The following is a 19640-nucleotide window of genomic DNA, read 5'->3' on the forward strand; positions in this document are numbered from 1 at the left end:
AACAACATCAGCCCTCCGGCGGCTCCCCGTCCGGGGCGGGCCGGAAGCCGGAGCACAGGATACGCAGCCAGGCGATGCGCTCGCCGGCGACGCTGTAGTAGACCTGCTGTTCGACCAGGTAGCGGGTGGAGCCGGTACGCACCTGGAGGCGGTAGGCGAGATGCTCCCGGTCGCCCACGCGGCCGGTGGCGACGTGCAGGAGACGTTCGATGTCGTCGCCGGGTTCGAACCACTGGCCGAGGATGATCCGGTCCACGACCTCGCCGGGGTCGTCGGCGTCCCAGTGGGCTCCGGGGGTGAGCGCCTTGAAGTCGACCGGGTCGCCGAGCAGGGCGTGCAGCGTGTCGCGGTCCTTGGCGGCCAGCGCCCGCGCGAACGCCGCTCCGAGCGCGTCCCCGTTCACCGGCGTTCCTCCTCCGCCTGGAGGGTCACGGGACGGCCGTGCTCCTTCCAGGCGTTGAGCCCTCCGTCGAGGTGGGCGACGTCGGCGTAGCCGAGTTCCCGCAGCGCCAGGGCGGCGAGCGCGGAACGGCCGCCTGACGCGCAGTACAGGATGGTCGCGGCGGCGGGATCGAACTCGGGCCGATGATGAGGACTGGCCGGATCGGCCCAGAACTCCAGCATGCCGCGCGGCGCGAGGACCGCGCCCGGAACCCTGCCGTCGCGGGCCACCTCGCCCGGTTCGCGCAGGTCGATGAGGGTCACCGTGCCCGACTCCAGGGCCTCGGCCACCTCTGCGACCGACAGGTTGCGTATCCGTGCGCGAGCGTGCGCGATCATTTCGGTGACGGAGCTTGCCATGCGCGGGTCCTTTCAGGAGGCTTCCGCCATCACACCTCATGCTCGAAGCCGGCACATCCGTGCTCGGTACGGAGCTTTTCTGGGGGATGATTCGCGTCATGAAGGACGCCGCGCTGCCGGAGGCGTTACGGTCCGCCGGGGTCACCAGGCGGGAGGCGGAGGTCTTCTGGCTGGTCGGTGACCGGCTGGCGAACCGGGAGATCGCCGACCGGCTCAGGCTGTCCGAGCGGACCGTGGAGAGCCATGTGTCGTCCCTGCTGCGCAAGCTCGGCCACCCGGCCAGGCGGGACCTGGTCGAGGGCGCGGCGCGGCTCCGGCGCCGGACGCACGCCCTGCCCAGGCCGTTGTCGTCGTTCGTCGGCAGGGAGCGCGAGCTCCGCGACCTGGCCGAGCTGGTCGCCGGCGGCCGCATGGTGACCCTGACGGGGCCCGCGGGCATCGGCAAGACGCGCCTCGCCCTGCGCCTGGCCCACGAGGCGGCCGGGCCGGCTCCCGCGGTCCTGGTCGATCTGGCCTCGGCCGCGCCCGGCAGGCCGGTCGAGCGGGCGTTCGCCGACGCGCTCGGGGCGGGCGGCGACGGCAGTGACCTCGGCCCGCAGATCGTCGCCGCGGTCCGGGCGAGCCCGTGCTGGCTGCTGGTGGACAACTGCGAGCACGTCGCCGACGCCGTCGCGGCCCTGCTGGCCGGGCTGCTGGCGGCGGCCGGCGGGCTGCGCGTGCTGGCGACCAGCCATGGGCCGCTGCGGGTGAGCGGCGAGGTCGTCTACCAGGTGCCGCCGCTGCCGGTGCCCGGCGAGGGCGCCGATCCCGGCGAGATCCTGGACTGCGCCGCCGTCCGGCTGTTCACCGACCGTGCGGCCGCCGTCGTGCCCGGCCTCACGGTCACGCCGGCCGACGCGGCGGTGGTCGCGACGATCTGCCGCCGCCTCGACGGCTTGCCGCTGGCCATCGAACTGGCCGCCGCACGCACCCGGTTCGCCTCGCCCGGCGAGCTGCTGCGTCTGCTCGACGACCGGTTCGCGCTGCTGACCGACGCGCCGCGGCCCAACCGCCACCGCACCCTGGAGGAGGCCCTGCGGTGGAGCTACGACCTGCTGGACGGCGACGAGCGTCTTCTGCTGGACCGCTGCTCGGTGTTCCCGGGCGAGTTCGACTACGACACCGCGACGCTGGTGCTGGCCGCGCCGCCGCTCACCGGCGCCGGTCTCACCCGGCTCTTCCCGCGCCTGCTGGACCGCTCGTTGATCTCCGCCCGGCGCCAGGGCGGGGAGACGCGCTACCGCCTGCTGGACAGCGTCCGCCAGTTCGCCGGCAACAGGCTGGCCGAACGGCAGGAGTACGAGGAGATCCACGACCGCCACGCCCGCCACCATCTGACGCACGCCGTGTCGCTCGCCCCCGCGTTGCGCGGCCAGAACCAGCCGGCGGCCCTGCGCTGGTTCGCCGACCGCTGGACCGACCTGCGGACGGCCATGGGACGCGCCCTCGACTCCGGCGACACCGCCGCGGCCTGGGGCCTGCTCACCGGCATCGGCACCGGATGGGAGATCCTCGGGGCCCGCGGCGAGCTGTTCACCTGGGTGAACGCGCTGCTCGACCGTCCGCTCCCGGACGGCTCCGCCGGGGTCCGCGCCGCGATCACGTCCTGCCTGCTGCTCTGCTACCAGGACACCGACAGGGCGCTGGAGCTGGCCCGCCGGGCGGCGGAGCACGCGGCGACCGAGGAGGAACGGGCGTCGGCCGCCCTGGCGGCCGGCCAGGTGGCGCTCTACCGGCGCGGGCACGCCGAGGCGGCCCGGGCGCTCGACGGCGCGGCCGCGGTGTTCGAACGGCTGGGCGACGACTGGCATCACGCGCTGGCGTTGTCCGTGCTCGGGAGCATGGCGGGCGACACCGCGACCGCGGTGGACCGGCTCCGCGCCGCGGCGGCCCTGTTCGGCCGCCTGGGCGACCACGTGAAACGCGCCAACTGCCTCAACCACCTCGCGGGCCGCCTGATCCGCGACGAGGTTCGCCTGGCGGAGGCCGAGACCTGCCTGAACGATGCGCTGGACCTCGCCCTGAGCACCGGAAGCGACCACGAACGCCTGCACGCCCAGCTCCACCGGGCCCGCCTCACCCAGCACCGCGACGACCAGGAGGCGGCGACGGCGCTCCTCACCGAACTCCTGCCGGAGTTCCACCGCATCGGAGACCTTCGCTGCGCGACCTACTGCCGTCTGGGGCTCGGCCGCGCGGCCGCCTCGCGCGGCGACCACCGGCGCGCGCGACGCCATCTCCTCCAGGGCGCCGGCACCGCGATCTCCCTCAACGACCACAATCTGATCGCCGCCGGCCTGCGGCTGCTGGCCGAGACCGAACACGCCGCCGGCTTCGCGGCCCGCTCGGCCCGCCTGCTGGGCGCCGCGACACCCACCGGCCCCGGCGGGCCCGGCGGTCCGGGCGGTCCGGGCGGCCCCGACGGTCCGGGCGACAGCCGGCTGCGGCGCGCGCTTCGCGCGGAGCTCGGCGAGACGGCCTTCGCCGCCGCACTCACCGCCGGCCGCGGCACGCCACCCGCCGAACTGCTCCAAGCCCTCAAGGCCGCGGACGCGGGAACCGGATGAGCCCCGGGCGTCGTCATCCGGCCGCGGCCGCCGGCTTCACCTGGAACGCCTGGCGGCTCAGAACGCGTCGAGCAGCAGGCGCACGTCGGCGGCCTCCGGCAGCGAGAGCCGGTCGAAGACGTGCAGGGCCTCCTGCAGGCAGGCCCGCGACCGTCCCGGCTGGCCCTGCTCGCGCAGCGCCCGGCCGAGCACGGTCAGCGCCATTCCCCGCCCCCACTCGTCGCCCACCTCCGTGAGGATCGCGAGCGCGTCCTCGGCGTAGTCGAGCGCCCGCTCGGGCGCGCTCCCGGCCAGGTGCGTCTCGGCTATCCGGAAGAGCACCGCCCCCTCCCACATCCGCTGCCTGAGCCTGCGGTACTCGGTCAGCGCGAGCTCCAGCTTGACCAGGGCCTCGCTCGGATGGCCCGCTTCGCGCAGCACGATTCCCAGCTGATAGGCCGCGCTCGGGTCCGGCCGGCCACCGCCGAGGTCCAGGGAGATCTGCTCGGCCTCCCGCGCCGCGGCGATCGCCTCGCTCACCCGGCCGAGGTCGATCAGCGCCCGTGCCAGATTCCCCAGCCCGAGCGCCAGGTCGGCCTTGTCGTCCAGTGAGCGCCACACATCGACGGCCTGGACGTACCAGTCGACGGCCTCGGTCAGCTGCCGCCTGCTCATCGCGCTCAGCGCGAGGAGGTTCAGCGACTCGGCATAGGTGTCCAGGTCGCCCTGCCGGCGGCTGAGGTCGCGGCTTGCCAGGCCGTCCTCGGCGGCGGCGTCCAGACGGCTCCTGCTCACCAGGGTCAGCCCGCGCAGGCAGCGGGCCTGTGCTTCCAGGGCTCTGTCGGCCGACTCGACGGCTGCCGACACGACCAGGTCGCCGAGCCGTTCGTAGCGCGCGGGGTCCGACTCGTACCCGAGCGCGTCCGCCGCCATGTCCAGCAGCTGCACGACCTGGGACACGGAGGTGCCGGTCGTCCGCGCGGCCTGCTCGACGCACCCGAGCAGGCCCTGCTCCTCCTGGTCGATCCACTCGACCGCGGCCGGCGCGCCGGCGAAGTACAGCCCGGCCAGGCGGGTTCGCACCTTGGCGGGCCGGCGGTCGCCGGGATACAGCAGCCGGAACGCCGAGGCGACGGACGCCAGGTAGAAGTCGAGCAACCGGCCGAGCGCCGACCGCCGTACCCCGTGATCCTCGGACCGGGAACGGGCATAGATCTTGAGCAGGTCGTGGAAGCGGTAGCGCCCGGGTGACGGCGACTCCAGCATGCTGACGTCCACCAGCCCCTCGCACACCGCCTCGGCCTCGTCCTCGGGCAGGTCGAGCAGCGCGGATGCCGCCGGCAACGAGACACCGGCGGCATCCGGCACGGCGAGCAGCCGGAAGGCCCGCGCGTGCGCGGCGTCGAGCTGCTCGTAGCCCAGCGAGAAGGTGGCCTCGATGGCCAGGTCGCCGGCCCGCAGCTCGGCCAGCCGGCGGCGTTCGTCCGCCAGCCGGTCGCGCATGGTGGCGACGCTCCAGTTGGGCCTGGCCGCCAGCCTGGCGGCGGCGATCCTGATCGCCAGGGGGAGGAAGCCACAGGCCCCGACGAGGTCCAGGGCGGCGCCGCGCTCGACGGCCACGCGGTGCTCGCCCACGATCCTGGTGAACAGCGCCAGCGCCTCGGCGGGGCCGAGGACCTCAAGATCCACCTGGCGGGCGCCGGTGAGCCCGGTCAGCCTGGCGCGGCTGGTGACGAGCACGCCGCAGCGTGGCGAGCCGGGCAGCAACGGCCGCACCTGGCCGACGTCGCACGCGTTGTCCAGGACCACGAGCATGCGCCGATCGGCGAGCACGGAACGGTACAGCGCGGCGCGTTCCGCCAGTTCCTCCGGCGGGTCGTCCTGCCCCAGCGCCCGCAGGAACGAACCGAGAACCGCGGTGGGCTCGGCCGGCGTGACTCCGGCGCCACGCAGGTCGACGAAGAGCTGCCCGTCCGGATAGTCGCCGGCCAGCCGGTGGGCGACGTGAACGGCCAGGGTCGTCTTGCCCACTCCCCCCACGCCGGCGACGGCCGAGATCACCAGGGCCGAGCTGTCGTCGGCGCGCAGCGCGGCCGCGATCGCCTCGACCTCCTTCTCCCTGCCGGTGAAGTCGGCGACGTCGGCGGGCAGTTGCCTGGGCGGGTGCCTCGGCCCCGCCGGGTGCGCCGCGGGCCGTGCCGTCCGGCCGAGTGCCGGGTCGGCGCTGATGATCTGCTGGTAGAGCTCGGCCAGCTCCCGGGACGGATCCACGCCCAGCTCGTCGGCGAGCAGCCGGCGCGTGTCCAGGTAGACGCCGATCGCCTCCGCCTGGCGGCCCGACCGATAGAGCGCCAGCATCAGCAGCGCCCGAAGCCGCTCCCTGGTCGGGTGGCTCGCGCACAGCGCGGTCAGCTCGGAGATGACCTCCGCGTGGCGGCCGTTCCCGAGGTCCTGGTCGAGGCGGCGTTCGAGGATGGTCAGCTGCCGCTCGGCCAGCCGGACCCGCTGGGCCTGGGCGTAGAAGCCCTCAAGCCCGGCCAGCGGCTCGCCCTGCCAGAGCGCCAGCGCCTCGGCGTACCGCATCTCGCCGTGGAGTCGCTCCACCTCCGCGACGTCACGCAGGCCGCCGTGCAGTGCGTACCCGTCCCCGATGGAGAACACGACGCCGTCGCCGAGCACGCGGCGGAGCCGTGAGACGTAGGTGCGCAGCGTGCTGAGCGCGGTGCGCGGCTGTCGCCTGCCCCAGACGGCGTCCACGAGCTGGTCGTTGCCGACCGCCCGGCCTCCGGCCAGCAGAAGCATGGCCAGGACCAGGCGCTGCTGCGGCGAGCCCAGATCCAGCTCCTGGTCGCCGCGCCAGGCGCGCACCGGGCCCAGCAGGGAGAATCTCAGGTCCTGCGCCATGTCGTCCGCTCCTCCGTCAGTCCGCTGTCAGTCCTCGGAGAGGACGATCACTCTGTCGCCCGGCCGGAACGCCAGCGGGGCTGATTTGTCGGGGTTGAGGGTGACTCCGTGCTGATGCGCCTGACCGGCGGAGGCCGTCAGGCGGTAGCCGATCGCGGTCTCGCCGCGCCGCCTGGCCGCCTCGATCACGGTGCCGAACGTGGCGGTGGCGCCCGGGACGATGTAGTCGCTCGCCGGCTTGAGATAGATCTCCGAGCCCTCGTGGGAGAAGAGCTGGTCGAAGACCTGGCCCAGGTGCCGGTTCTCGGCGAGCTGGGTGAGCAGCAGGCTGACCAGCTTGCCGCCGACCACGAAGTCGTCGGCCTCGGCGATCTCGGCGAGCTTCCTGTTGCGCTCGTCGTTCATCTCGCTGACGATCGCCACGCCGGTCCGCATGTCCCGCAGGTGCAGCAGGGTCACCAGAGTCCTGGCGTCGGCCTTCTGAGCGTCGTAGGCGCCGTCGGAGAGCACGATCGCGTGGTCGTAGCCGCCGATGCCGAGCGACTCCAGCGCGGTGCGGCTGGTGACGTCGACCTCCTTTGCGGAGACGAGCACACCGGGTGGCAGGGGCTGGTCGGCCAGGCCGGGCCCGGCGAGATGGACCTCGGAACCGGTCAGCAGGTAGGGCGCCAGGTCACGCAGGATCCTGGACCGCCGGTGGTTCGAACCCATGATCAACGTCCTGGTCGGCTCCCGCCGCGGGGCGCCGGGACGGGCGATCGCCTCCTGGCGCACCACGGCCGGCGCCGCCGCCAGGCGGATGGCCGAGTCGTCGGGGGCGATGAGGATGAGCTCATCGCTGTGCCTGATCACGCTCTGGCTCGGCGGGTTGAGCACCACGGAGCCGTCGCCGTGGCGCAGGCCGATCGGCACCGCGCTGGCGTAGGCGAACAGCGCCTCGCCGTACATCCTGCCGACGAGGGCGGGCTCGGCCTGGATGTAGATCTCCTCGCCGTCGAAGTCCAGCAGGTCGCTGTAGACGGTGGACAGTCCGGGCTGACGGCACGACTGCGCGACCAGGCGGGCTCCGAGGTCCTGCGAGTCGACGATCTCGACGTGCGCCCCGCCCGCGAGCCGGGCGGCGGGCAGATTGCCGCTCTCGGTCACGGCGGCCACGGTCGGCGGCCGCGTCCCGGCCCAGGGACGGTTGCCCAGCGCGAGCAGGATCTTGATCAGCTCGGCGTCGTCGGTGGGCAGCACAAGGATCGAGTGAGCCGTGTCCGGGCTCACCAGATCCAGGGCCGTCGGCTCCGCCGGATCGCCGCTGCGCGCCACGATCCGGGTACGCCCCACGTCACCGAGCCGGTCGCGTAACTCTTCCTCCATCTCGACCTTGTCCCGGTCCGCCAGGACGGCCACGACCGGGCGCTTCTCGCTCTCCTTGGCCTTGGCCAGCTCGGATACGATCGCGAAGACCTCCTCCGACCAGCCGAGGACGACGCTGTGCCCGCTCTCCACCACGCGGGACCGGCCCTTGCGCAGGTTCTCCAGCTTCGCGTCCAGGCCCGCGGTGAGCACGCCGACCAGGGCGCTGACGATGAAGATCCCGCCGATGGTGACGAAGAGCATCATGAGGACGAAGAAGGGGCTGCCCTCGTCGCCGCCCATGGTGCCCGGATCGAGGGTGCGGAGCAGGCTCATCCAGGCGACGTTCCACCAGGGCCCGTTCTCCCCCGCGATGGGCGCGGCGATCACGGTGACGACGCCGACGAGCACCAGCGACGCCACCGCCAGCCAGCCGATCAGGGCGGGCGTGCCCTTGGACATCGTGTTGTCGAACCAGTAGCGCAGTCGCTCACGGGACACGGTCACTGCTCCCCGGTTCCGGGATCCTGCGCCTCCAGGGCGTAGCCGCAGGCCTTGACCTCGCCGGTCTCGGGATCGGCGAAGTCCGGGTCGAACTCGATCCTGCCCAGCGTGGTGCCCTCGATGGAGCGGCGGAAGGTCTCCTGCCTGCCGCAGTCGTAGAGCACGTAGGCGCCCTCCTTCTCCCCCAGGAGCAGGAACCTCTCGTCCGGGTTGTCCTTGTTCAGCGGCTTGCCGTCGCCGTCGCCCACGGTGGCCCACTGGTTCTGGAAGCCGACGGTCTGCAGCAGGGCGTTGCCGTTGCCGTTGGCGGCGATGTCGACGGCGCCGTGGACCATCTGGGCGACCAGGATCAGCCCCAGCCCGATGCCGAACAGCGCGCCGGTGAGCACCTTCATGCCGGCCCGGCCCGTGTCGCGGCTCCGCATCAGGCGGAACGGCACCAGCAGTCCGAAGACCGCGACGAGCACGACGGCCACCAGGAGCCGGCCGCCGGACAGGTCCCACAGCGTGCCGAAGTAGGCCCAGTAGGCGACGACGGAGACGAGAGCGCCCATCGTGGCCGCGATCCAGGGTTGTTCCCGGAGCCGGCGCGTCAGCCGGCCGACGGATCCGCGGGTGGCCAGGTTGAGCAGCCAGCCCAGCGCGACGAGCAGCCCCACGCCGGGCAGGGCCACCAGGAAGAGCTCGATCAGCGTGCCGATGAGCCGGCCGAAGATCGTCGCCTGGTCGAGGCCGGCCTGCTCGGGGGTGATGCCGAACACCACGTAGACCTGGGCCAGGCCCAGGTACAGCATGGCGTACATGCCCACGGCGACCGGCACGGCGACCGATCCGATCTTCTCGAAGACGTCGAGCACGCCGCCCTTGGCCGTCGCCTGCTCGGGTGCGGGGGCCGTGGGAGGTGCCGGGAGCGGAGGAGCCAGGGTCTGTTCTGGCGGAAATGGCTGATGAGTCATGGGAGGAGAGACTGGATCGTGCGCCTCTACACCTGGTTGACGGAAGATAAACGTCTTCGTCCACAGGGCGTCCACGCGGGTGGCCGTGCCCGGGTCCGTGCGCGTCCGGCGGGACGGGGAGGCGCCGGCGGGACGGAAGACATGAGAACGGCCGGCGGCAGATACGATCTGCCGCCGGCCGTGTGTCCGGATGTGCTGACGTACCGGGCTCAGCCGGCCCGGCAGGCGGAGTTCAGCGCCGTCGTCCTCGCGTCCGTGCCCTTCTGCGCGGCGTCGATGCCCGCTTCGTCACCTGCGTCGATGGCGGAGTCGGCGGCGTCGAGCGAGGCGGCCATGTCGTTCATGGCCGCCCTGACGGCGCCGTCCGCCTTGCCCGCCTGCTCGGTCAGCACCGACTTGTACGCGGCGTTGATCCCCTTGACCGCCTCCGCGCCCTGCGCGGAGGCGAGTTCCTTCTCCCAGGTCGCGCTGGCCGCCGCCGCCGCGTCGCACGCGTCGGCGGAGGTGGAGCCGCAACCGGTCAGGAAAGGTACGGCGGTCATCAGGGCGATGGTCATCACGATCTTCATGGCGCCAGATCCTGCGAGGTCCACCTTGACGGCTGATGAACGCCCCGTCCACGCGGAGCTCCCGCCGCAGGCGGAGCGGGCGGCGGCGAACGGCGTCGGTCAGGCGGCGCAGGCGGAGTTGAGCTTCGACACGGTGTCACTGGCCTGGACGGTGTACTCGTCGGCCTCCTCCGGCTCGCCGATCGAGGCCAGCTCCTCGTACAGGGAGACGGCCGCGTCCTGGGCCTCCTTGACCTTCTCGTCGACGTTCAGCCCCTTGAGCTTCCGCGCGCTCTCGCTGTAGAGCTGCTTCATCGCCTCAAGGTCCCCGGCCTTGTTCTGCAGCTCGGTCAGCGTGGTCGTCATGACGGCTCGCAGTTCCTTGCACCCCTTGACGTCGGCCACGGCGGCGCTCTCGGCGCCGGAGCCGCAGGCCGCCGCGCCCAGGGTCAGGAAGGCGAGGGCTGAGAGGCTCAGTGCGAGTCTGTGGCTGGTCATGTCTTCTCCTCCGTACTGTCGACATGGGTCACGACAGCCTTCGCCGTGGCCATGGACAGCCGGTCATCAACCGGTGAACCCCTCCCGTCAGGCGGTCCCGAGACGGCGGCGGACGGCTCGTCCCTCGGCCATGTCGTAGGGGCCGAGGATCGCGTCGGCCTCCTGCCAGCAGCGCCGGGCCCGTTCCGGTTCCCCGAGGTCGGTCCACGCCTGTCCGAGCCGGCTCAGGATCCTGCCGGCGAGCAAGGGGTCGTTCATCGACCGGTAGAGCGGCAGCGCCTCCTCGCCGACCTGCACCGCCTCCTGCGGGCGTCCCAGGGCGCGGTAGGCGTCCATGAGGCGGTGGGACGCCCACGCCGCCCTGAGCGGCAGGCCGCCCTCGCGGTAGGCGCGAGCGCTTTCCAGCAGGCTGTCGATGGCCTCCTCCAGGTCGCCCGAATGGAACGCCGCCGCGGCGGCGCCCAGATGGTTGACCCCGATCCCCTGGGTGTCGCCGATCTCGTGCGCCAGGCGCAGCCCCTCCCGCACGTGGGCCCTGGCCTCGGTGACGAACCCGGCGTCGCCCAGCGCCATGGCCAGCAGGCCGTGGGCGCTGGCCGCCAGCTGGGGGCTGTGCTGCGCCTCGGCGACGGCCAGTGCCGCCGACAGCAGGCTGATCGCCTCGTCGACGCCGCGCACCCGCAGCGCACCCAGTCCCAGCGCGTGCAGGACGGCGCCGAGGATGAGGCGGTCGTCGATCTCGGCCAGCCCCGTCACCTCCGCCAGCAGCGGCACCTCTTCCGACAGGACGCGGGTTCCCGAACGTCCCGCCTGCTCGACCGCCGCGCTGACGTTGGCCTGCTCGGCGCGTACCCAGGCGCGGGCGGCGGGCGCGTCGGCGAAGGTGAGCTCGGGGCCCTGGTGCCCGGCCTGATGGACGAACCCGGGGAGCGAGACCCGGCAGACTCCTCTGATTCCGGCGAGGTAGTGGTCGAGCAGCCGGTCGAGTGCGGCCGTCCGTTCGCCCGCCGGGTCCGCCCGCTCGGCGAGCCCTCTGGCGTACAGGCGGACGAGATCGTGGTACCGGTAGCGGGCGGGCCCCCGCGACTCCAGCAGGCTCAAGTCGACGAGCGACTCGCAGAGGTTCTCGGCCTCCGCCCGGCCCACGTCCAGGACGGCCGCCGCGGCGGCGACGGACAGGTCGGGCCCGTCCATCAGCGCCAGCAGCCGGAACGCCCGGGCGTGATCGGCGTCGAGCGGCTCGTAACCGAGCGCGAAGCACGACTCCACCGCATCGCGGCCGATCTTGAGCTCGGCGAGCCTGCGCCGCTCGTCGGCGAGCCGCCTGGCCAGCATCTCCACGCTCATGCCCGGCCGCGCGGCGAGTCGCGCCGCCACGATCCGCACGGCCAGCGGCAGCAGCCCGCAGGACTCGACCAGCTCGACCGCCGCCGCGGGCCGGGCGGCGACCCGTTCCGCCCCCGCGACGCGGGCCAGCAGTTCCAGCGCCTCTTCCTCGCGGAACAGGCCGAGCCCCTCCTGATGCGCGCCCGGCAGGTCGCCCAGCCACGACCTGCTGGTCACCAGCACCGCGCAGGTGGCTGCGCCGGGCATCAGCGGCGCGACCTGCGCGGCGTCCGCGGCGTCGTCGAGCAGGATCAGCACCCGCCGTCCCGACAGCACCGAGCGCAGCCGCGCGGTCCGCTCGTGCACCCCGGAGGGGATCTCCCGGGCGCTGAGCCCGAGCGCCCGCAGGAAGTCGGCGAGCACGTCCTCGGCCCGCAGGGGGGTTGCTCCCGTGCCGCGCAGGCTCGCGTAGAGCTGCCCGTCCGGGTAGGCGGCCCGTGCGGCGTGCGCCACGTGCAGCGCCAGCGTGGTCTTGCCGATCCCGCCCGCCCCGGAGACGGCCACCACGGTCAGCGCGTTGCCCGGGCTGGTGAGCCGCTCCGCCAGCTGAGCGATCAGCTGCTTCCTGCCGGTGAAGTCAGGAATGTCAGCCGGTAACTGTGCTGGCCGCAACACCGAGAAACCCACCCCAAACCTGATCCACAACGAGTCATCGAAGAAAGCAAATGACTATCATTCGTACAAATATTCCGAAGGCGCGGTATGGAACGATCTCATAGGTTGTACTTTTCGGTACTGGGTCCCGTTCGGGCCTGGGAAGGCGACAAAGAGCTCAACCTCGGCTCGCCACAGCAGCGCGCGGTGCTCGGCGCCCTCCTCCTCCACGAGGGCCGGGCGATCACCTGCGACGCGCTCATCGCCGCGATCTGGGGGCAGGACCCGCCGTTGCGCGCCCTCAGCACCCTGCGCACCTACGCCTACCGCCTGCGCAAGGTGCTGGAACCCGACCGGTCCAGGCCGGGCGTGGTCGTCTCCGCGGGCACCGGCTACGCCCTGTCCGTCCCCAGGGACGCGCTGGACGTCGCCGTCTTCGAGGACAGGTACGCCGAGGCCGAGAAGGCCCGAGCGGAAGGCGACCCCGCCCGTGCCCGCACGCTGATGTCAGCGGCCCTCGGTCTGTGGCAGGGCGACGCCATGGACGGTACGGCCGGGCCGTACGCGGAGGCTCAGCGCGACCGGCTCGGCGATCGCCGCCTGAGCGCCCTGCAGGTCAAGCTCGAACTCGACATCGAGCTCGGACGAGCCACGGAGGCCGCGGCGGAGCTGGCCGTGCTGTCCGCCGCGCACCCGCTGCGGGAGTCGCTCAGCGCGCTGCTGATGCTGGCCCTGTTCCGCTGCGGCCGACAGGCGGAGGCGCTGGAGGTCTTCGACGGCACCAGGCGTCTGCTCGCCGAGGAACTCGGCATCGACCCGGGAGGCGAGCTCAGGGAGCTGCACCAACGCATCCTCACGTCGGACCCTCAGCTGCTGCCCGCCCGGGTCGACCCCGGAGCCGGCCCGGGGCCCTCACCGGCCCGCCACGAGGACGAGGCACTCCCCCGGGTGGCCCAGCTGCCGGCCGACCTGTCCGACTTCACCGGCAGGGACGACGAGGTCGCCCTGCTCAGCGAGGTGCTGAAGTCCGGCTCCGGGCAGGCGACCACCGTGGTGAGCCTTTCCGGCAAGGGCGGCGTGGGCAAGACGGCCCTGGCGATCCACCTCGCCCATCTGCTCAGCGACGCCTTCCCCGACGGCCAGCTCTACATCGACCTGTGCGGAGCCGGCGGCCGGCCCGTCGAGCCCGCCGCGGCGCTGCGCGCGTTCCTGTGCGCGCTCGGCCATCCCGACCTGGACGTCCCCGAGGACCCGGCACAGCGGGCGGCGCTGTTCCGGAGCTTCATGGTGAACCGCAGGATGCTCGTGGTCCTGGACGACGCCGTGGACGACGCGCAGGTCAGGCCCCTGCTGCCGGGGACAGGAGGCTGCGCCGTGCTGGTGACGAGCAGGGCCAAGCCCGCGGGGCTGCCGACCACCGGCCGAGTCGACCTCGACGTGCTCGGCCCCTGCGACGCGGTGCGGCTGTTCACCCGGATCGTGGGGGAGGATCGGGTCGCCGCCGAGCCGGCGGCGGCGCAGGACGCGGTCGCCCTGTGCGGGTTCCTGCCGCTCGCGGTGCGCATCGCGGCCTCCCGGCTGGTCTCCAGGCCGCTGTGGACGATCTCCTCCCTGGTCAGGAGGCTGGCCGACGAGCGCACCCGCCTATCCGAGCTGCGGCTCGGCACCATGACCGTCGAGGCGACCTGCCGGATCGGCTACGAGCGGCTCGATGCGACGCAGGCGCGCGCCTTCAGGCTGCTCACGGCTCTTCCCACCACCTCGTTCCCGCTGCCTGTCGCGGCGGGAGTGCTCGGCCTCGAGACCCTCGACGCGGAGGAGATCGTCGAGAGCCTGGTCGACCTGGGCATGCTCGACTCGCCCAGCCCGGGGCACTATCGCTTCCACACGCTGCTGTGGCTCTACGGCCGGACCCTCACCGAAGCGCCGGGCGAGCTCGCCGTGCCACTGGTCATGACCTGAGACGATGGCCCGTCGTCGTCGACAGCCGATCGACGGCACATTGACGGAACCGCCGGTGGCGCACGCGGAGCGCGGAGACCATCCGTCCATCGGACACCAAGATCGTGGCTGCAGGATCCGAGGATCAACTCAGACCTGGAGACATGATGAAGTGGAATCAGCTCACGACGGGCGCCGGCGTGCTGCTCCTCACCACCCTGCTGTCCGCCTGCGGCGGCACGGAGCAGCCGGTGGCCGCCAAGGAGGAAGCCCCCAAGGCGACCCAAGCAGCCGGGGGGAAGTTCGTCGCCGAGTACGGCGAGGCCGACACCGACCTCGCCGCCGAAGGGCTGCAGCTGCTGAAGCCGGGCAAGGTGCTCGAAGGCTTCGCCGCCAGCCTCAACGGCATGCTCGTCCTGCCGTACGACGTCACACTGGCCGGCGAGCAGTGCGGCGAGGTGAACGCCTACTACAGCCCCGACGAGAAGAAGATCACCATGTGCTACGAGCTCGTGGCCGACGGCTTCACCCGGTACCGCGACAAGGCCGGGTCGGAGGAGGAGAACGACCAGCACGGCCAGGCCAACCTCGTCGACACGCTGTACCACGAGCTCGGCCACGCCGTGATCGACCTCTACGACCTGCCCGCCCTCGGCAAGGAGGACGACGCGGCCGACCAGTTGTCTGCGCTCATGATGTCCCAGAACGACGACGACTCCGCGAGCGTCCAGACGATCAACTACTACTTCTCGTCGGCCGGCGACCAGGACCGGGCCGCGCTCCCGTTCTACGACGAGCACTCGATGGACGAGCAGCGGGCCTTCAACTACATGTGCTGGATCTATGGCTCCGACCCCAAGGCCTACGCCGACTGGGTCGGGGAGGACGGCTTGCCGGAAGGGCGCGCCGCGAAGTGCCCGGCCGAGTACGACAAGCTCGCCAACTCCTGGACGAAGCTGCTGGAGCCGCACATCAAGGGCTGAGGGCGAACTGCGGGACACCGGCCCGCACGCCTTCGAGCACGGCCCGCCGCACGACAGGCTGGGTGAACCGCAGCGGCGACCCGTCACCCAGGATCCCCATGCCGACCAGCGCCGACAGGGCGGCGGCCGCCTGGCTGTCCGGCAGACCGGCCAGGTCGGCCACAGCGTGGAACTCCGCGTCGTGGTCGAGTGCCGCGACCGCCTCGGCCAGCGCGGCGGCCCCGGGCCCCGCGTGGCGGAGCTGGCCGGCCACCCACCGCTCGATGGAGGTGGACCGCTCCCCCGCCCCCTGCGCCCGCATGTGCTCGGTGAACAGGAACGTGTTGCCGCCGGTCTCACGCAGGCACGAGGAGATGAACGCGGGCTCCGGTTCCGCGCCGAGCAGCTCGCCGGCCAGGGCCGCCGCCGCCTCGCGGGGCAGACCGCCCAGGCGCACGAGGCCGAAGATCGAGCAGAGGGACTCCAGCAGCTGACCGTCGCCGGCCGGGACGCCGGTCGCCCTGCTCGCGGCGACCAGCAGGGGCGCCCGCTCGATGCGCCTGGCCAGGTAGGCCAGCCAGCGCAACGAGCCGGGGTCGCACCATTGCAGGTCATCGATGAGGATCAGCAGCGGCACCCGCTCCGCCAGCCGCACGGCCAGCCGGTAGAGCGCGTGCAACGCGTCCGGACCGCCCGACGACGGCCGGTTGTGCCAGACGATGTCGGCCGCGGGCTCGACCGTCCCGCTGAGCAGTTGCTGCCGCTCCTGCGCCGGCAGGGCGTACAGGATGGGCTCGAAGATCTGCCGGGCCACGCCGTAGTCGTACTCGCTCTCCAGCGGATGCGCCTGTGCCTGCGCCACCTGGAATCCGCGCATGTCGGCCAGGGCCTCGACCCCCCTCAGGAGCTGGGTCTTGCCGGCGCCCGGCACGCCGTCGAACAGCAGGCTGCCGCCGGTGCCGGACTCGGCGGCGGCCATGGCCGCACCGGCGGCCGCGAGCTGATCGTCCCTGCCGAGGCAGCGCAGGCGGGCGACCGGCTTCCTGGTCGCAACCGGCGCCGGCGGCAGGTCGAGCTCGGCGGTCTGCGCGAGGATGTCGGCCTCAAGTTTGCGCAGCTCCGGCCCCGGATCGACGCCGAGCTCATCGGCCAGGTAGCGACGCGCCTCGGCCAGTACGGCAAGCGCGTCGCCCTGCCTGGAGGAGCGGTAGAGGCCCAGAGCGAGCAGCCGCCAGCCCTCCTCGCGGGTGGGCTGGGCGCGCGCGTGCGCCTCCAGCGCCGGGACGGCCTCGGCGTGCCGGCCCAGGGCGAGCAGGGTGTCGAGTCTGCGTTCCGTCGCCCCGAGCTGGAGTTCCTGCAGCCTGGTCGCCTCTCCCCGCGCCCACAGGGTGTGCGCGAACTCGGCGTAGGCCGGGCCCCGCCACAGGCCGAGTGCCTCGTCGACCAGGTCGAGGGCGGTACGTGGCTCTGTGGCCGCTCTGGCCTGCTGCAGCAGCCGCTCGAACCTGGCCGAGTCGAGTGCCGCCTCCTCCACCCGCAGGACGTAGCCGCGCGGCTCGGTGATCAGCACGGACGGCCTTCCGGGCTCCTGCGCGGGTGGCTCGACCACGCGACGCAGCCGGCAGACGAACGTCCGCAACGAGGACAGCGCCTGCGGCGGCGGGTCGCCCTCCCACAGGTCGTCCAGCAACTGGTCGACGGGGATGACCCTCCCCGGCGACAGCAGCAGCCGGGCGAGCACCGCCCTGTTGCGCGGCGTGCCCACCTCCAGACGTTCGTTCCCCCGCCACACCTCGACAGTTCCGAGCACGCCGAAACGCATCGACCGCATCGTTGACCCCCCAACGGTTCCGATCTGAACGCAGGCAATGGTGAGGGGGGCCGGTAGACGTTTCATGGACGAAGAATCGACGACTCGTCCATCGCCCTGGCCGCCGTCCCGTGCCTCAGGTTGCTGCCGTGGCACGTTCCTGCCGTCTGCTTTTCATGGCGAATTCCCGGAATGGCGGGCAGAGTGGCTCCCGTTCGCCGGAATCACCGAAAGGAGGAACCATGGACCACTCCATGGGCACGGCTCCGGAACTGACGATCGAGGACCTGAGCCAGGACGCCGACACGGCGCCATCGTCAATCAGCTCCGTTTTCTGCGTGGGCTGCGACTGATAATCGAAAGGACGGACATGGAAGACGTCAGGATCGCCGCGATGGACATCACCATCGAGGAACTCGCGGACGCCGAAGGAATCGCACGGGGCTGCACCAGCACCGTCCTGTGCTTCACCCTTCCGCCGACGTAAACAGCTGCTGATCTGAACGACAGCCGATTCGGCCCCCCACGCGGGGGGCCGAATCACTTTCACCCGAAGGAGCAGAATTGCCGGTCGCCATTGGATTCACCAGGTTCGCCGCGGCGCATGTGGTGCCGGAGCACGGCGTGTTTCTCATGTCCGAACACCGTCAGCTCCTTCTGCGCGGCGCGTTGATCGAGAAGATGGCGCCTCTGCTGGACGGATCCCGCACCCGCGCCGAGGTCGTCGGCGAGCTGGCCGCGGCGTACGGGGCGGAGGCCGTGGAGCGGGCGCTCGGGCTGCTGGCCGAGGCAGGGCATGTTGTGGAGATGGATCCGGGCACCGATCGGCGGGCGGCGGGGTACTGGGAGCGTGCCGGGCTGAACGGCGACACAGCCTGCGAGTCGGTGCGCGCCGGCAGCGTGCGGCTGCTCGCGCTGGGCGGCACCCGGCGCGAGTGGTTCACCGTCGCGGCCGACGAGGCGGGGCTGCGCCTGGGCGGCGCCGAGGCCGGCCTCACCGTCGTGCTGACCGACCACTACCTGCACTCCGAGCTGGCCGGCATCAACCGGGCCTGCCTGCGCGAGGGCCGCCCTTGGCTGCTGGCCAAGCCGACGGGCACGACGATCTGGATCGGCCCGCTGTTCCGGCCCGGACGGTCCGCGTGCTGGGCCTGCCTGGAGCACCGCCTGCGCGGCCACCACCCGGTCGCCTCCTTCGTACGGCGGGCCGGCGGCCTGCCCGAGTTGCCGCTGGCGGCCACGGACGTCCCCGCCGGCGTGGCCGTCGCGGTCCGGCTGGCCGCGCTGGAGGCGCAGAAGTGGCTGGCCGGCGCGCGCACGGAGGAGGACGCCGTGATCACGCTCGACACCCTCACGTTGACGCCGGAGCGGCACGCGGTGCAGGCGAGACCGCAGTGCCCCGAATGCGGCACCGCCGACACCAGCCCCGACCGCGTCCCCGACGCCGTGCGATTCACCGACCGCGTCAAGGCGGCCACGTCGGACGGAGGGCACCGGGCCCGGGATCCCGAGAGGTTCCTCGCCGACCACCAGCATCTGGTCAGCCCGGTCACCGGCCTCGTCCCCCGCCTGGTGAAACAGGAGACCGACACCGACCTGCTGCACACCTACACCGCCGGGCACAACTTCGCCGCCCGCGCGCGCGACCTGGACGGGCTGCGGTCCGGCCTGCGCATGAGCAGCGGCGGCAAGGGCCGCAGCGACGTGCAGGCCAAGGCCGGCGCGCTGGCCGAAGCCATCGAACGCTACTCGGGCGTCTTCCAGGGGGACGAGCCCCGCGTCACCGGCTCGTTGCGCTCACTCGGGGACCGGGCCGTCCACCCCAATGCCGTCTGCCGCTACAGCGACCGGCAGATCAGCGAACGCGACTCCTGGAACGCCGGGGACTGCCCGTTCCATTGGGTGCCCGAGCCGTTCGACGAGGACGCCGAGATGGAGTGGAGCCCGGTGTGGTCGCTGACCGAACAACGCCATAAATACCTGCCGACCGGCTCCCTTTACTACCAATATCCCGGCGGCGGCCCGGTGAAGGCCGATTCCAACGGCGCCGCCGCGGGATCCAGCACGGAGGACGCCGCGCTGCAGGGATTCCTGGAACTCGTCGAGCGCGACAGCGTCGCCATCTGGTGGTACAACCGAATTTCCCGCCCGGGTGTGGAGCTGGCCGCATTCGGTGACGACTATTTCTCCCGATGGCAGCACGAGTACCACCGGATGAACCGCGAGACGTGGATTCTCGACCTCACCACCGATCTCGGCGTCCCGGTGGCCGCGGCCGTTTCCCGACGATATGACAAACCGGCGGAGGACATTCTCGTCGCGTTCGGCGCGCATTTCGACATGCGCATCGCCATTTCGCGGGCCATGACCGAGATGAACCAGTTCCTGCCCGCGGTGCTGCCCATGCGGGCCGACGGCACGGGTTCCTACGCCTACGACGATCCGTACCAGGTGCGGTGGTGGCGTACGGCGACCGTCACGAACCAGCCCTACCTGCTGCCCCACGCGACCCTGCCCGCCCGGACGGCCGCCGACCATCCCTGCGTCTTCCGTCCCAACCTCCGTGACGACCTGCTGGAGGCGCAGCGGATCGTGGAGGGCAAGGGGATGGAGATGCTGGTGCTCGATCAGACCCGGCCGGACACCGGGCTGCCCGTGGTGAAGGTCATCGTGCCCGGGATGCGGCATTTCTGGCCCCGCTACGCGCCCGGACGCCTCTACAACGTGCCCGTGGAGCTGGGCTGGCTGCCGGAGCCGCGCACCGAGGACCAGCTCAACCCCATCGGCGTCTTCGTCTGAGGAGTGGT

At 72.3% G+C, this 19640-nt stretch carries 13 protein-coding genes; 4 read left to right on the top strand and 9 right to left on the bottom strand.

The window, feature by feature from the left end:
* Window positions 1–7: 7 nt before the first annotated feature.
* Window positions 8–403, bottom strand: a complete 396-nt coding sequence (locus AB0J46_RS35525; protein ID WP_364338474.1) for a hypothetical protein — start codon at window positions 401–403, stop codon at window positions 8–10.
* Window positions 400–801 carry a rhodanese-like domain-containing protein gene (locus AB0J46_RS35530; RefSeq protein WP_364338475.1) on the bottom strand — a complete coding sequence of 134 codons (402 nt, stop codon included), beginning with the start codon at window positions 799–801 and terminating at the stop codon, window positions 400–402. The genes AB0J46_RS35525 and AB0J46_RS35530 overlap by 4 nt, the downstream gene beginning before the upstream one ends.
* 98 nt (window positions 802–899) lie before the next feature.
* Here AB0J46_RS35530 and AB0J46_RS35535 point away from each other — a divergent pair, with 98 nt between their 5' ends.
* Window positions 900–3407 carry a LuxR C-terminal-related transcriptional regulator gene (locus AB0J46_RS35535; protein WP_364338476.1) on the top strand — a complete coding sequence of 836 codons (2508 nt, stop codon included), beginning with the start codon at window positions 900–902 and terminating at the stop codon, window positions 3405–3407.
* Between the two features lie 57 nt (window positions 3408–3464).
* Here the strand turns inward: AB0J46_RS35535 and AB0J46_RS35540 are convergent, their stop codons facing one another.
* From AB0J46_RS35540 to AB0J46_RS35565, 6 genes are all read right to left on the bottom strand, one after another.
* Complete coding sequence (locus tag AB0J46_RS35540; protein WP_364338477.1) at window positions 3465–6290, bottom strand: BTAD domain-containing putative transcriptional regulator; 2826 nt, start codon at window positions 6288–6290, stop codon at window positions 3465–3467.
* 27 nt (window positions 6291–6317) lie between these two features.
* Entirely contained in the window at window positions 6318–8135 is a 1818-nt protein-coding gene (locus tag AB0J46_RS35545; RefSeq protein WP_364338478.1) for a potassium transporter TrkA, read from the bottom strand.
* A gap of 2 nt (window positions 8136–8137) precedes the next feature.
* Window positions 8138–9094, bottom strand: a complete 957-nt coding sequence (locus AB0J46_RS35550; RefSeq protein ID WP_364338479.1) for a hypothetical protein — start codon at window positions 9092–9094, stop codon at window positions 8138–8140.
* 209 nt (window positions 9095–9303) lie between these two features.
* Window positions 9304–9663, bottom strand: a complete 360-nt coding sequence (locus AB0J46_RS35555) for a hypothetical protein (RefSeq protein ID WP_364338480.1) — start codon at window positions 9661–9663, stop codon at window positions 9304–9306.
* Window positions 9664–9762: 99 nt separating this feature from the next.
* Window positions 9763–10140 carry a hypothetical protein gene (locus tag AB0J46_RS35560; protein ID WP_364338481.1) on the bottom strand — a complete coding sequence of 126 codons (378 nt, stop codon included), beginning with the start codon at window positions 10138–10140 and terminating at the stop codon, window positions 9763–9765.
* A gap of 87 nt (window positions 10141–10227) precedes the next feature.
* Window positions 10228–12141, bottom strand: a complete 1914-nt coding sequence (locus AB0J46_RS35565) for an NB-ARC domain-containing protein (RefSeq protein WP_364338482.1) — start codon at window positions 12139–12141, stop codon at window positions 10228–10230.
* An 87-nt stretch (window positions 12142–12228) separates the two neighbouring features.
* Here AB0J46_RS35565 and AB0J46_RS35570 point away from each other — a divergent pair, with 87 nt between their 5' ends.
* Window positions 12229–14082, top strand: a complete 1854-nt coding sequence (locus AB0J46_RS35570) for a BTAD domain-containing putative transcriptional regulator (RefSeq protein WP_364338483.1) — start codon at window positions 12229–12231, stop codon at window positions 14080–14082.
* Window positions 14083–14225: 143 nt separating this feature from the next.
* Entirely contained in the window at window positions 14226–15044 is an 819-nt protein-coding gene (locus AB0J46_RS35575; RefSeq protein ID WP_364338484.1) for a DUF4344 domain-containing metallopeptidase, read from the top strand.
* Here the strand turns inward: AB0J46_RS35575 and AB0J46_RS35580 are convergent.
* A complete protein-coding gene (locus AB0J46_RS35580; protein WP_364338485.1) occupies window positions 15034–16845 on the bottom strand; it encodes a BTAD domain-containing putative transcriptional regulator in 1812 nt (603 codons plus the stop codon). The two genes, AB0J46_RS35575 and AB0J46_RS35580, sit on opposite strands and share 11 nt — an antisense overlap.
* A 621-nt stretch (window positions 16846–17466) precedes the next feature.
* On the opposite strand from AB0J46_RS35580, the gene AB0J46_RS35585 reads away from it, so the two are divergent.
* Window positions 17467–19632 (top strand): TOMM precursor leader peptide-binding protein, encoded by a 2166-nt coding sequence (locus AB0J46_RS35585; RefSeq protein ID WP_364338486.1) that lies wholly within the window; start codon window positions 17467–17469, stop codon window positions 19630–19632.
* Window positions 19633–19640: the final 8 nt, after the last annotated feature.

This window comes from Nonomuraea sp. NPDC049758, from assembly GCF_040674635.1.
Classification (GTDB): domain Bacteria; phylum Actinomycetota; class Actinomycetes; order Streptosporangiales; family Streptosporangiaceae; genus Nonomuraea.

Coding starts and splice junctions, on each gene's coding strand:
- AB0J46_RS35585 (WP_364338486.1), top strand. CDS start 17,467: ATGTCCGAACACCGTCAGCTCCTTCTGCGCGGCGCGTTGATCGAGAAG.
- AB0J46_RS35580 (WP_364338485.1), bottom strand. CDS start 16,845: ATGCGTTTCGGCGTGCTCGGAACTGTCGAGGTGTGGCGGGGGAACGAA.
- AB0J46_RS35535 (WP_364338476.1), top strand. CDS start 900: ATGAAGGACGCCGCGCTGCCGGAGGCGTTACGGTCCGCCGGGGTCACC.
- AB0J46_RS35550 (WP_364338479.1), bottom strand. CDS start 9,094: ATGACTCATCAGCCATTTCCGCCAGAACAGACCCTGGCTCCTCCGCTC.
- AB0J46_RS35540 (WP_364338477.1), bottom strand. CDS start 6,290: ATGGCGCAGGACCTGAGATTCTCCCTGCTGGGCCCGGTGCGCGCCTGG.
- AB0J46_RS35575 (WP_364338484.1), top strand. CDS start 14,226: ATGATGAAGTGGAATCAGCTCACGACGGGCGCCGGCGTGCTGCTCCTC.
- AB0J46_RS35530 (WP_364338475.1), bottom strand. CDS start 801: ATGGCAAGCTCCGTCACCGAAATGATCGCGCACGCTCGCGCACGGATA.
- AB0J46_RS35570 (WP_364338483.1), top strand. CDS start 12,229: ATGGAACGATCTCATAGGTTGTACTTTTCGGTACTGGGTCCCGTTCGG.
- AB0J46_RS35560 (WP_364338481.1), bottom strand. CDS start 10,140: ATGACCAGCCACAGACTCGCACTGAGCCTCTCAGCCCTCGCCTTCCTG.
- AB0J46_RS35555 (WP_364338480.1), bottom strand. CDS start 9,663: ATGAAGATCGTGATGACCATCGCCCTGATGACCGCCGTACCTTTCCTG.